This window comes from Pseudomonas sp. NFACC56-3 (assembly GCF_900100025.1).
Lineage (GTDB): Bacteria > Pseudomonadota > Gammaproteobacteria > Pseudomonadales > Pseudomonadaceae > Aquipseudomonas > Aquipseudomonas fluorescens_AA.
In genome coordinates this window covers 520432-533175 of sequence record NZ_FMTK01000001.1, presented here as the reverse complement: position 1 = coordinate 533175, position 12744 = coordinate 520432, and the positions used below count along the sequence as shown (strand labels likewise).

Genomic DNA, 12744 nt, shown 5'->3' with positions numbered 1-12744 from the left:
GTGGAGTGACTCGGGAAATGGGGTGCAGTTTACTGACAGTTCGACCATGGCGCGACGGGTTCGATCCATCGCCGCCGATTACGCTTGTTCGAGCCTCAGGGCGTCAGCCAGCGCGCAGAGTGCGGCATCCAGTTCCTGGGGGCCATTGAGCGCATGGGTCAGGCGCATATGTTGCCCATACAGGCCATGAAGGCTGAACAACTCCCCCGGAGCGATGACGATTCGCTGGGCCAGCAGCCGATGGAAAACCCGCCGCAAATCAACCCGTCGCGTCGAGCGCATCCAGATCGTCGCGCCACCTTGGGGGTCCGCCCATTGCAGGCTATCGCCCAGCCGTTCGCGCAGCAATTGTGCGGTCGAAACCGCGCTTTCGCGCAGCAGGCGCCGCAACACCAGCAAATGCTGGTCAATCCGACCGTTGCTGTACAGCCGGGCGATGGCTTTCTGGCGAATCGGCGACAGACGAAACGCGCGCAGCAGGAAGTGTCGTTGCAGGTGCAGGGTCATCTGGCGCGACAACACGTAGCCATATGGCGCCTCTGGGCCGATGGTCTTCTCGAACGTGGAGTAGACGATCAACCGGTCCGGGTCGAGCAAATCCCGAAAAGGCGTCGCCCCGGCCTCGAATGCCAGGTCGGTATGACTGTCGCTCTCCAGCACCCAGGTGCCATGCCGTTCCAGCAATTGGGCGATGGCACGACGGTTCTCTTCAGGAACCAGCGAACCCGTTGGCATGTTCAGGACTGACGACAGCACCACCAGGCGTACCGTTTCGCTCTCCAGCAACTGCTCCAACTGTTCGATGTCGATCCCCTCGCCGGCCAGCAGTGGCAGCTCGATGATGTTGATGTCGGCTGCCTGCAGCAACCGCAACACCGCCCAGTCGCAGGGCGACTCGATCAGTACTGTGGCGCCCCTGAGTGCAAGCACGGCGATCAGGATCTCCAGCACACCCTGCAGGTCGGCGCCGATGTAGACGTCATCGGCATTCCAGCAACGGGCCGGCGAAGAGGTGTAGCGGGCCGCCAACGCGGTGCGCAGTTCCAGCTCGCCCCAGGGTTGCGAGGGCGTCTGCGAGGAACGTGGGTACTGGCGCAGCAGCTCGCGTTCGAGCAACAGCATCGGGCTGTCCAACGGCTGCATCGACGCCGGCTCGTCCGCGCTGAGCACCAGCATGCCGGGCCGCCGGGCATTGACGTACACGCTCTCGAGCAAATCGTCGCCGCCATCCAGGGGCGTCATGCTGGGCGCCGGCAGCGCGTAATAACCGGACTTGGCGATCGAGTAGACCCGCCCCTCCTTCTCCAGCAACGAATAAGCGTACTGGATGGTCGATATCGACACATTCAGACGCTCGGCCAATTGCCGCAGCGAAGGCAGGCGCACCCGCGCATCTACTTCCAGTTCGTTGATCAACGTGGTCAGGTAGCGATAAACCGCCTGGTAGGCGAAGTCTGTCTCCCGGCAACCTTTCATGGAATCACGCCAGGCGAACAGGTTGCAGTCGGCCAGGCCGCAACGCCGGGCATCACGACCAGGAACGAGGTAGACGAGCCCATCAAACCTCGTTCCTCAGTGCCTTGCCGAGCGTTCGTGCGGCTCATCGGCGGCCTGCCCGGCTTCTACGCTATCAACATCGTCAAGGGCCAGCTGCAGATTGGCTTCCGGAACCGCTTCCGGTTGTTCCGGCACGGTGACGCTCGCCCGGTACAGTTTGCCAAGGATATCGATGGGCAGGCCACTGACGTCGACCATCCATTGCGCGATCTGATCGGCGACCGCCGCGCCCTGCATGGCCTTGTGCAGGTCCGGCATCGCCACCAGCATGCCGGGGTGGCAACAGCGCAGGAAGTGTTCCAGGCCCGCGCCCTGCTCCACGAATGGCGCGAACAGCATGCACACCAGTTGCGTTTCGCTGAGCCCCAGGACCTTTTGCGCTTCGAGGGCGGCGTAGGCGCGGCGCTCGGGAATCGCCGAAGGTGAGCCGAACAACGCCCGGGCCTGCTCGCAGGCGTGTTCCGGCAGTTGCTTGCGATGCATGATCATGATCGCCCGCTGTACGTAGTCGCTGTATCCCGTTTCATAGCTGCGCCCTTGCACGTAGCAGGCCTGCAGGCCATGCAAATGGGCCGACAGCAGTGGGCTGAGGTATTCGTTTTCAATCGCCGAGGGCATGAGGCTGTCGGTCTGCACCCGCAGGAATTCGTTGAAAAGCGGCCAGTTGGTGCCCTCCAGGCGGTCGACGATCAGGTCGTCGATGCCGATGTGGCTCATCCGCCGGCAGGCCTCAAAATGCCCCTCGGGCTTCCAGGCGCCAAGGCGCTCGGGACCGTAGAAATGCTCGTAGAGGTCACTGCTCAAGGTATCGAGGTGGGCGAAGAGGCTGTCGAAGCAACTGATATTGTCGGTCGGCAGACCGATTTTGCGGGCCGCGCGACGCAGGCCTGAAATGAACTGTTTTTGCTGGCGCGGCGTATCGCTGCTGACCATCGAGTCCACGCCAGACTCCCAGCGGGCCATGTGCCGATAGAATTCGGCCATCGCCAGGTAACCGTCGTTCCCGATTTCCAGGGGACTGTCGACCGAGCGAAGGTGCCCCAAGGCCAGCAGGTCCATGCGATTGGCCTCGTGCCCCGCCACCGACAAGGGCTGGCGGTGATTGAACGGCAACACCTCGCGGTTATCCGCCATCAGCAATTCGACCCGGGGATCGTCATAGACAAACAGTGCGCTGTAGCAGCGGTGGATGTTCTCCAGCGTCGCCTGGGTGGTTTCGCTCAGGCGCGGCGTGGCGACGCGCAAGGCGAAGGTCACCGGATGCCGGCCCGCGATGCTCAACTGGGCGGCCCGCAAGGCGGTCAGTACATAAAAGCTCTCCCGACTCCCGTTCTGGACCGTCAACACACGATAATCGCCAATCCGATCGATGCCTCCGGCGGCGACAATCAAGCGCTGGATCAAAAGCTGCAACGCGGTCCGTTCGGCCCGGGAATAAAAACCCAACAATCGTTGCAGTACCTGTTGATATACGTGAGTCATTGCCTGCTCATGAATTGCACTCATAGCCATTTACCTGAAATTCAACTATCGGCGCCGCACCCGCACCAACGTGACCGCGCGACGTGTTGGTCTGAATGAATCGTTCTAGTACTCAAAGAGTATTAGCAATACGCCCAAGCGTTGCTTGTCGTAATTATTTGATACATACCTAGAAAGTCACCCCGTGCGCCCGGGCGCCGCCGCTGCGGGCCTTGAAAACACGGGGCCTTGCCGGGCTAGCGGTACGTCCTAGGAGAATTCCGACAACGTCCCACAGACAATGAGTACGAGAAATAAGGAACTTACCGAACTTTAATTGACCCTCTACCCCACCCTGTTTTCTCCAGGATCGATAGATAGCCCCGTGCCAATTAACGCTCGCTGTACCTTGAATGCGCCTTGAAGGATGAAAGCCTTCGAAAAAGTTACACCGCACCACGACTTCTTCCTTGATATGGAAATCAGCGTTCAATTATCAGGACTTAAATAATGATTAGAAGATACAGATTGAGGGCAAAAACCAGTTCAGATTGTTAACCGGCAAACCGTTTCTGCTTCGAGACAACCGGGACAGGTTGCTTGAGGGGCCTTGCGAGACACGAACGCACCGTCGTCAGGCGCCAGTGCGTGGAAAAGGAGGGATGGGGATCGAACCGGAGGCAGCGCAAGAGCCCGGCGATGACTCTTGCGCAAGACAGCTATCAGGCGGGGTCGACGACCTGAAGGGCAACGCGCTCACGGCAAGGGCATTCACCCATGTACCGGTGCGCTTCGACAAACTCGGAGAACGGGAAGACCCGAGTCTTGAGTGGCAACAGCACGCGATCGGCGGTCAGTTGGTTGATATCACGCAATGCACGCTGCAACGCCACCTGGTCCTGGAGGATGCCCAGTTCCGGTTTGCCGGTAAAGTTGCCGATGCAGTGCACGAAGAACTGGATGTTCTTCTGGAACGCCGCGCAGGCCGGGAACGGCGTCTGGTTGCCGCCCTGCAAGCCATACAACACCAGGCTGCCACGGGGTGCCAGTACATCGCCCAACAGCGACATCTGCGGCCCGCCAAGGCCGTCGAATACCACATCGACGCCACGGCTGTCAGTGAGCTTGTTGATTTGCATCAGCAAGTCCTGCTCTTCGGTGACGATGACTTTCTCGGCGCCCAGCGACAGCAGGTATTCACGCTCGTCAGCTGTCTTGGTGGCCGCAATCACCCGCACTCCCAAGGCCTTGCCCAACTGGACAAAGGACGGGCCGGCGCAATGACTGGCATCGGTGACCAGGGCGAATTGCCCCGGTTTGACCCGCGCCAGGTCCATGTAGGCGAAGTAGGCGATCAGCAGCGGCGTGTAATGCACGGCGGCTTCGATCGGGCTGAGCACGTCGGGATAACGGGTCAGCGCGGTGCGAGGCAGCACGATGACTTCACCGTACACCGGATAATCGTTCGGGCTTTCGGCCGGAAAACTGGCGACCTTGTCGCCCACAGCCAAGTCATCGATGCCGTCGCCGACGGCCGTGACCACGCCGGCCATTTCATGGCCCAGGCCCGAAGGCAGGCGTGCCTGGGAGGACGCCAGGTTCTGGCGCCACAAGGTGTCGTACCAACTGATGCCGATCGCTTCGACGCGGACCTGCACTTCTCCTGGCGCAGGAAGAGCCGCCGCATGCTCTTCGCATTTGAGCACCTCGGCACCACCAAACTTGTGAAAACGGATCGTGCGGGACATCGCAAACCTCGTCAAAGTAACCTCTAATGCCACGAACTCTATCCGGGCTTTGTGGCCAAGACCATCAGTGGCTATTAATAGTCGACATGCCTGTCATTGATTCCGCAGCAAGAAAAACCAACCACTCCTGTAGGACTTAACCTAAGAAAACTCAATTAGCCGGTGCAGAGTACCAGTCTTTCCCCGTAAGATTCATGCCGGCCATTGTTCCCATATGGCCGTTCACGTCAAGCTTACCGAATCTGCCAGGACCCCAGATGAATCGTAATGACCTGCGGCGTGTCGATCTGAACCTGTTGATCGTATTTGAAACATTGATGCATGAGCGCAGTGTGACTCGCGCGGCCGAGAAGCTGTTTCTAGGCCAGCCAGCCATCAGCGCCGCACTGTCGCGCCTGCGCAGCCTGTTCGATGACCCACTGTTCGTGCGCACCGGCCGCAGCATGGAACCATCGGCCCGGGCGGTCGAGATCTTCGCCCTGCTCTCTCCGGCCCTGGATTCGATTTCCACGGCAGTCAGCCGCGCCGCGGAATTCGACCCGGCCACCAGCACCTCGGTGTTTCGCATCGGCCTGTCGGACGACGCCGAATTCGCCCTGCTGCCCATGCTGCTCAAACGCCTGCGGGCCGAAGCGCCGGGCATTGTGCTGGTGGTGCGCCGGGTCAACTACATCCTGATGCCGGGCCTGCTGGCGTCCGGTGAAATATCCATCGGCGTCAGCTACACCGACGACCTGCCGGCCAACGCCAAGCGCAAGGTCTTGCGGCGCAGCCTGCCCAAAGTACTACGGGCAGACACCGCGCCGGGACGGCTGACCCTGGACGAGTTCTGCGCTCGCCCCCACGCCCTGGTCTCCTTCGCCGGTGACTTGAGCGGTTTCATCGATGAAGAGCTGGCGAAACTCGACCGCAAGCGCCATGTGGTGTTGGCCGTGCCGCAGTTCAATGGCTTGAGCACCCTGCTGTCGGGCACCGACATCATCGCCACCGTGCCCGACTACACCGCCGACGCGCTGACCGCCGCCGGTGGCGTACGCGCCGAAGACCCGCCCATACCGGTGCGCAGCTTCGAACTGCACATGGCCTGGCGGGGTTCTCAGGACAATGATCCGGGTGAACGCTGGTTGCGTTCGCGGATTCAGATGTTTTTCGGCGACCCTGAGAGTCTTTAGGCGTCGCCGGGCAGCCTGTTTAGCTGATCATTTCTGGCTTTTCATAGGCCATGGAGATCCATTCACTTCCAGTGGATTTCTACATTGGGGCATATCTGAGGCATGCTTTGGATGGTTTGAAAAGGATGGCCCTAACCTAAGGTCCGGCAGCTCCTTCTCGGAAAAGTCATACGCTACTGATCGCAAACCGACGTCGAGCGCTATCCGATTACATCAGCGTGTCGATTACCATCTTCTGGCCCCTATGAAATACTGCCGGCCCGGTGCAGAGACACGATACGATCCTCCCCCGAACATAGCGGCATGACCAAACGTGGCGGAGACCAACACGATCAATGAGGAATCGGTGTAAGCGTATGGTGAATTACCCTCTCGCTCTTATGGCCGGGGTCGGGTAGGTGAATTGCCGGACGGCTTAGACGTTGATCACCTCCAACCCCCGCCACGAATACCCAATCTCGCGTTTCTTCACTGGGCCACCGATCCGCGGCAGCACCTTCAAAAATTTCACGGCCATGATCGAGAAAGTTCGAAGCGCGAGGATCAATCAAAATCTTCCCGCGAGATCTCCGAAAAGTCTGTGAGCACAGCGCAATTGATGCAGTGGTACATGCTGGAAGCCGTCTTGGTAATGCATACCGCAAAAGCATCCACAAAACGGGCAGCACTCTTGAATCTCCAAATCACCCCACGCCCAGACGCCCATGTATTCCGGTAACGCGTCTCGCCCATACCCCGTGATTTCGGGCCAACAGCAAACATGCCGTGCACGACATTCAGAAAAAGACCCTCGCCGCGCTGGGACTTGCTGCACACGGACCACGAGAACTCAGTCTCCGAACGATGAACTCAACCATTCCAGCACCTGGCGAACCGACGGGTTCAGGGTTTCATCACGCCATTTGTACACGCTCAGGGCTTCAGGGATGTGTATGGATTCGGAAAAAGGCCGTACCAGGTCACCACTGGCGAGCATCTTTTCACTGGTCCTACGCCACCCAAGGGCAAAACCCAGGCCTTCGACACACGCCTGCATCATGACCGGATAGCTGTCATAGAACTTGCCCTTGAGTTCTCCGGGCCTGATATGAAACTCCCCCAGCCAGTCGCTCCAGGTGCTCCAGTACTGAGGCGTGGCGACGTGATGCAGCAAAGGCAGATCCACCAAGGTTCGCAAGGTCAGTGGGTGATCGCCCAACGAGGCCTGGTAGCCGGGACTGCACACCGGAAACACGTCATCACTCAAGGTCAACAACCGGGTGTGATCACCGGATGGGCGCCCTGAGGTTTGGATGGCTATATCGAATTTTTCCGCGGTTTCGGTAATCGGCTGGATGGATGCATTGAGGCGAACGTCCAGGTCAGGGTACTTCCTGTGCAAATGCGTGATATTGGGCATCAACCAGTAAAAGGCTTCGCACAATTGAACCTCCAGGACGATTTCACTGTTGTCTCGTCCTGACTTCAGGTCTTCGGCGCGTGAAGCAATGCCCAGGAACGCCGTGCGCACCGCGTCGCGAAACTCGGCGCCCGCTTCGGTCAGAAATACGGCGCGATTTCTACGCGTAAATAACGCGACGCCAAGGAATTCTTCCAGGGATCGTATTTGTTTACTGATTGCAGCCTGGGTGAGATGCAACTCATCCGAAGCTTTGGAAAAACTTTCCAGACGCGCCGCGGCTTCAAAGGGAACCAGGCTGGAAAGTGGGGGCAGTGAGCGTTTGAAGTTATCCATAATTTTCATTCCTCCTGCGTAACCATAAGTCACTTTAAATGCAATACGAGCTCAACCAGAATCCTCCAGGTCGATCACATCAGGACTCATCATGTCTGCAACCACAACCGTTACCGCCGCTGAAAACCGACAAAGCATCCTCATCGTCGTAGGTTCGGTGTTCCTGTTGTCAGTGTCAGACGCTCTTATCAAGGCCACCAGCGCCGAGACATCGATGTGGCAGCTCTACGTGATTCGCTCGGTCCTGGCCATCGGCATGCTCGTCGCCTTGTTGATGTACCGTCGCGGCACAACGCGGCAGCGGCCGCTTTCCCCCTTGTGGATAGGGACAAGAAGCCTGCTGCTCGCCCTGATGTGGATCGCCTTTTACAGCGCACTGCCCTTCATCAGCCTGACCATAGCCGCATTGGCAATCTATACAACACCTTTGTTTATCGCTTTGTTCTCGGCAGTCACCCTGGACGAGCATGTCACACCGCGCAAATGGGTGGCCATTCTGGTGGGATTTGCCGGGGTGCTGGTCACACTCGCACCCAGTCAGGCTGACTTCAACCTATGGACACTGCTGCCCGTGCTCGCTGCGATTTTCTATGCCCTCGCAGCGGTCGTGACCAAGGGCAAGTGCGCCAATGAGGTGCCGATGCACCTGGCCCTGGCGCTGAACATCGTCCTGTTGTTGATGGGGATCGTCGGCAGCATTGTCGTCGCACAGACTGGCCCTCACCTGCCGGCCAACGAGGGTCTGCGATTTCTGGTGGGCGACTGGTCGCCCATGGCGATCAGCGACTGGGGCGTGATGGTCGTGCTGGCGATTCTGATGGTATTGGTCAGTACCGGTATCGCCCGGGCCTATCAAATCGGCGAGACCTCGATCATCGGCGCATTCGATTACACCTACCTGATCTTCGCGATTGCCTGGGGGGCGTTGCTGTTCAATGAAGTGCTCAATGGCCGGACCGCAGCCGGTCTGGCCCTTATCCTGATTTCAGGCTTCATCCTGCTGAAAAAGCCCACCGCCACGCGCTGAACGCTTCACATGCACAGACCTTAACAAGGAGCTGTTTATGCTGACGTCATCTGATTCCCTGCCCAATGTGATTCTGTGGGCGGTTTCCCGCAGCCGCTCTACCGCTTTCGAGCGGGCCGTGATGCAGCATCCGGACGTCAAGGTCTTGCACGAAAGGCTCTCCGGGCCTTTTCTGGCCAGGCATTTTCCCGAAAAACATGCGCTGATTGAGCACACCCGCCGGATCAATAACGGACCACCCGGCATTACCGGTTACGCCGAGGCGATGACGTTGCTCGGCGAACGTCCAGCACCACCGCACCGCTTGCAATTCTCCAAGGAGATTGCTTACTTCGTCGACTTCAACTCGATTGATAGCACGTGGCTGGCGCAATTCAGGCATGTGTTCCTGGTCCGCCAGCCGCGGGATGTGATGCGCTCGCTGTATCGCGTCAGCCAGAGCGGTGGCACCACCTATTTCGACGGATGAATCCGGCTTCGATGAGCTGGCTCGTATCCATGAGCGGGTGCTCGAACAGTGTGATGCCAGTCAGGTGCTGTACCTGGACAGTGATGAGGACCTGATGGGCGATACGCGAAGCACTTTGGCGCGCTTTTGTGATTTCGCCGGTATCGACTTTTCGCCTCGCCTGTTGAGCTGGGCACCGGAAAAGGTCGAACAGTGGCAATTTTTCCAAGGCTGGCATGACGATGCCGAGCGCTCCTGCGGTTTCGCCCAAGTCGCGCATCCCGAAATCACGTTTCCGGATGCCGTCGAATGTACGGCGCGGGACAAGCAACCCCTCTACAACTTTTTCCATCTGGCAGCCGCCTGGCAACGTGTGCCCCCACGAAGGATCTCCGATCTGGACCTGTTCAAGGAAAGCGACCGACTGCTGCGTCCCGTGCCCAAGGACCAGCCATTCTTCGCTTACCTGCAAACCTCCGACAACCATCGGCCGTTCACGCGCGCAACCCCGGGTGATCGAAGAGGCCGTCGGTCTCGTGGACCTGTTGCCGACGGTGGCGGGCATGGCGGGTATACCGTTCAGAAATGGCGCGCTGGGCCGGGATATCCAGCAGCCGGCACCCGAGGGTGAGCGCGTGGTGCCGCTGGTGCTGCGCGAGGGTACATTCCCGATCATTGGCGGCGTTACCAAGGACTTCCTGCTGCAGATGCAGCACGACGGCAGTTCACCGACCCTGCACGACTTGGCATCGCCCACGCCGCGTGACGATGTGGCCGCGCAGCATCCCGAAGAGTTTCGGCGCTTGAATGGGCTGACACGGGGACTGCACGAAACGGCGCGGCTGATGCTCTATCGCAATATTCCATGACGCTGCCGTTCCACACTCCATGACTGATTTATATCTGCTGCGGGCAAACGATGTGCGCTGATCAAGCTTCGTTCAATAGATAGACCGACCAGTTGGGGCACATTTCGATTGTTGAAAACGGTGCCCCCAGAGCATGCTCCTCTTTCACTCTCGTCGCAGGAGCGTATGGGGAGCGACGCCAAAGGCCTTGCGAAAAGCGTGGCTGAAATGAGAAAAGTCGGAGAAGCCGAAATCCAGCGCCGCCTGAGAAATGCTGCGGACTTGACCGCGCTCAATAGCGTCGCGGCTGGCGAGCAATCGCGCCTTCCAGATTTCCGCGACCGGCGATTTCTGATGACGGGCGAAAGCACGCGTCACCGTGCGTGTGGAGACATGGTGGGCTTGAGCGATGCGTTCGAGCGACAGGTCCGCCTCGGTCAAGTACTGATGGATGTACTTCATGATCCGGCCATGCAGATCCAACTCGTCATGAGTCTGCTTTAAATCCTGGAGTTCCAGGCTGACCACCAGAAGGTCGAGCAACGTGCTGGAGTAACGACTGGAGACTCCTGTGTTATGGAAGACTGAAGGCATACTCGCGGCTTGGCGTAACATCTCGCGTAACGGAATCACCCCTGGGCGACGATCATCCAGAACCATCGCGGTGCAATCCGCTACGCCCGGCAGCCGCTGGCTGAGCAGTTGTCGCGGAATGCGGACAAGGTGGTTATCGGTACCACCGAAGCTGAACCTGAACGGTTGGGATGCGTCATAAAGAAACAGATCGTCCGCCCCCAGTTTCGTCCGTCGGTCAGCCTGCTCCAGTTCGCCATAACCGCTCCTGGTGAAGCCCAACCACAAATCGTCATTGGGATCACTGCGCAGGTGCTGGGCGGACCGCTCCCAATAATGCAAGGGTGCGGACAACGTGCAGATGTCCAACGCGCCCATGCTATGCACCTCCAACGCCCCATCAAAATCGCTCTGCGCCAGCGGTTTGCTGTCTGCGTCCAGGCAGTGGTGACAAACCACCTCTTTCCAGTAATCGAACCGGAGGGGTGCCGTAACGGCAAGCGTTGAATACTGACAGGTCTGGCTCATTGCATTCACCTCGCGGCGGCGTTTCAACAAGAAAAGCGGGGTAACGTTTTTGCGAGCCAAGCAATTAGCAGGCCATCGCCATTGCCTCATTCCCGCGGTCAGACACCTCGGAAGACAGCCGCCTGCGCGTTACATAGGTCGATCCTTCCAACACTCCCCATGCCACTTCTCGGGGCGCCTCGCCCTCTTGTTCCACAAGCCCCGCACCATTGCTGCGCGTTGAGATGCCGGCCTTTTTTTACCTGTCCTTTTTAACCAAACGGTTGTCCATTCGAGCCAAGCACGTTGCATCCCCCCTGGATAATTTTTACTCCACGCCGTGTCCCTACAAGCACGAATGATGAGGTGTCTCATGCATCCACGAGAACAGCAGCGACTGTCCGATTCCTCCTGGTTTTTACAGAGATGGGACATGGCACCCGAAGAGTTCGCCACTTACCTGGTGCTGCTCGGAACCTTGGTGCTGCAACGCCGATGGCGTGGTCCCCACCGCAAAACAACGACATCCCCCGGGATGTAGAACAGCGAACCGTCCGTTTGAGACGGAAATAAAGGAGCCCCCCATGGAATCTGCAATCGATAAACACCTCAAATGTCCCCGGACTTTGTCCCGTCGTGTTCACGACGATTACCAGCCACCCTTCCCGATGTATGTGGGGCGAGCCGACGAAAACGTGAAGCAAGTGGTAATGGCTTACCTCGGGGTGCAATTTCGCGACGAGCAACGCGCCGCCGCCCTGCAAGCCATGCGCTACATTGACGCAAGCTTTGCCCTTGCCGATGGCCCTGGGAATCACGACCTGACCTACCACCTCGACAATCAGGGTTATGGAAACTTCATCGCTGTGGGCTACTGGCGTGATCCCGCCGCCTATCACCGATGGCTACTTTCAGCGCCCGTGGCCGATTGGTGGGGCGACGATGCGCGCCTGAACGAGGGATTGGGGTATTTCCGCGAAGTCATCGCACCACGTGCCGAGCAATTCGAGACGCTGTATGCATTCAAGGACGATTTGCCAGGTGTCGGTGCGATCATGGACGGCATCAGCGGCGAGATCGAGGAGCACGGCTACTGGGGCTCGGCGCGCGACCGCTTTGCTATTTCGCAGACCGACTGGATGCAGCCGACCAGCGAACTACACGTCATTTCAGGCGACCCCGCCAAGGGCGGCAGGGTCGTGGTACGCGGCCACGACAACCTGACGCTGATCCGCTCCGGACAAGACTGGGTCGAAGCCGGCGAGGAAGAGCGTGCGCTCTACTTCAACGAGATGCTGCCGCCACTGCAAGACGGCATGAACTTTCTGCGTGACGAAGGGCAGGCGCTGGGCTGCTATAGCAACCGCTTCGTACGCAATGTCGACCTGGATGGCAATCTCCTCGACATCGCCTATGACATCGGTCACTGGCGATCGCTCGACAAACTGGAACGCTGGGCAGAATCCCACCCCACTCATTTACGTATTTTCACCACGTTCTTCCGAGTGATCGGAGGCCTTTCGAAGCTGCGGCTGTATCACGAGGTCTCGGTGGCGGACGGTAGCCAGCAACTGTTCGAGTACATCAACTGCCACCCGCAGACCGGGATGATGCGCGACGCGCAAGTGTCGCCCGCCTGACTCCATCGCTGACTCCACTTTTAGCCCT

At 59.0% G+C, this 12744-nt stretch carries 10 protein-coding genes and 1 pseudogene; 5 read left to right on the top strand and 6 right to left on the bottom strand.

Annotation, left to right across the window (positions count from 1 at the left end; all coding sequences use genetic code 11):
- Positions 1-78: 78 nt before the first annotated feature.
- The 3 genes from BLO80_RS02220 to BLO80_RS02210 form a co-directional block, all read right to left on the bottom strand.
- Positions 79-1476 (bottom strand): aminotransferase-like domain-containing protein, encoded by a 1398-nt coding sequence (locus BLO80_RS02220; RefSeq protein ID WP_092326466.1) that lies wholly within the window; start codon positions 1474-1476, stop codon positions 79-81.
- Positions 1477-1572: 96 nt separating this feature from the next.
- Positions 1573-3063, bottom strand: coding sequence for a hypothetical protein (locus BLO80_RS02215; protein ID WP_092326464.1), 1491 nt, complete (start codon positions 3061-3063; stop codon positions 1573-1575).
- 677 nt (positions 3064-3740) lie between these two features.
- Positions 3741-4766, bottom strand: coding sequence for a zinc-dependent alcohol dehydrogenase family protein (locus BLO80_RS02210; protein WP_092164618.1), 1026 nt, complete (start codon positions 4764-4766; stop codon positions 3741-3743).
- Positions 4767-5023: 257 nt separating this feature from the next.
- Between BLO80_RS02210 and BLO80_RS02205 the strand changes: the two genes are divergently transcribed.
- The gene (locus BLO80_RS02205; RefSeq protein ID WP_003202191.1) at positions 5024-5938 is read left to right on the top strand and encodes a LysR family transcriptional regulator; all 915 of its coding nucleotides are present in this window, start codon (positions 5024-5026) and stop codon (positions 5936-5938) included.
- Between the two features lie 829 nt (positions 5939-6767).
- Here the strand turns inward: BLO80_RS02205 and BLO80_RS02195 are convergent.
- A complete protein-coding gene (locus BLO80_RS02195; protein WP_256574073.1) occupies positions 6768-7706 on the bottom strand; it encodes a LysR substrate-binding domain-containing protein in 939 nt (312 codons plus the stop codon).
- A 58-nt stretch (positions 7707-7764) separates the two neighbouring features.
- Here BLO80_RS02195 and BLO80_RS02190 point away from each other — a divergent pair, with 58 nt between their 5' ends.
- Positions 7765-8700 carry a DMT family transporter gene (locus tag BLO80_RS02190; protein WP_092326461.1) on the top strand — a complete coding sequence of 312 codons (936 nt, stop codon included), beginning with the start codon at positions 7765-7767 and terminating at the stop codon, positions 8698-8700.
- Positions 8701-8737: 37 nt separating this feature from the next.
- The gene (locus BLO80_RS30145; RefSeq protein WP_256574072.1) at positions 8738-9169 is read left to right on the top strand and encodes a hypothetical protein; all 432 of its coding nucleotides are present in this window, start codon (positions 8738-8740) and stop codon (positions 9167-9169) included.
- On the opposite strand, the gene BLO80_RS30140 is transcribed toward BLO80_RS30145, so the two are convergent.
- Complete coding sequence (locus tag BLO80_RS30140; protein ID WP_256574095.1) at positions 9132-9500, bottom strand: hypothetical protein; 369 nt, start codon at positions 9498-9500, stop codon at positions 9132-9134. The genes BLO80_RS30145 and BLO80_RS30140 overlap by 38 nt on opposite strands.
- 36 nt (positions 9501-9536) lie before the next feature.
- Between BLO80_RS30140 and BLO80_RS02180 the strand changes: the two are divergent.
- Positions 9537-10017: pseudogene (locus tag BLO80_RS02180) on the top strand (sulfatase); the annotation flags it as partial.
- Between the two features lie 144 nt (positions 10018-10161).
- Here the strand turns inward: BLO80_RS02180 and BLO80_RS02175 are convergent.
- Positions 10162-11097 carry an AraC-like ligand-binding domain-containing protein gene (locus BLO80_RS02175; RefSeq protein WP_092326460.1) on the bottom strand — a complete coding sequence of 312 codons (936 nt, stop codon included), beginning with the start codon at positions 11095-11097 and terminating at the stop codon, positions 10162-10164.
- 563 nt (positions 11098-11660) lie between these two features.
- On the opposite strand from BLO80_RS02175, the gene BLO80_RS02170 reads away from it, so the two are divergent.
- The gene (locus BLO80_RS02170) at positions 11661-12716 is read left to right on the top strand and encodes an aliphatic aldoxime dehydratase (protein ID WP_092326458.1); all 1056 of its coding nucleotides are present in this window, start codon (positions 11661-11663) and stop codon (positions 12714-12716) included.
- Positions 12717-12744 lie beyond the last annotated feature (28 nt).

Bases quoted from the DNA above. Each gene is read 5' to 3' on its own strand.
- BLO80_RS30140 (WP_256574095.1), bottom strand. From the start codon at position 9,500: ATGGAAAAAGTTGTAGAGGGGTTGCTTGTCCCGCGCCGTACATTCGAC.
- BLO80_RS02215 (WP_092326464.1), bottom strand. From the start codon at position 3,063: ATGAGTGCAATTCATGAGCAGGCAATGACTCACGTATATCAACAGGTA.
- BLO80_RS02190 (WP_092326461.1), top strand. From the start codon at position 7,765: ATGTCTGCAACCACAACCGTTACCGCCGCTGAAAACCGACAAAGCATC.
- BLO80_RS02220 (WP_092326466.1), bottom strand. From the start codon at position 1,476: ATGAAAGGTTGCCGGGAGACAGACTTCGCCTACCAGGCGGTTTATCGC.
- BLO80_RS30145 (WP_256574072.1), top strand. From the start codon at position 8,738: ATGCTGACGTCATCTGATTCCCTGCCCAATGTGATTCTGTGGGCGGTT.
- BLO80_RS02210 (WP_092164618.1), bottom strand. From the start codon at position 4,766: ATGTCCCGCACGATCCGTTTTCACAAGTTTGGTGGTGCCGAGGTGCTC.
- BLO80_RS02205 (WP_003202191.1), top strand. From the start codon at position 5,024: ATGAATCGTAATGACCTGCGGCGTGTCGATCTGAACCTGTTGATCGTA.
- BLO80_RS02170 (WP_092326458.1), top strand. From the start codon at position 11,661: ATGGAATCTGCAATCGATAAACACCTCAAATGTCCCCGGACTTTGTCC.
- BLO80_RS02175 (WP_092326460.1), bottom strand. From the start codon at position 11,097: ATGAGCCAGACCTGTCAGTATTCAACGCTTGCCGTTACGGCACCCCTC.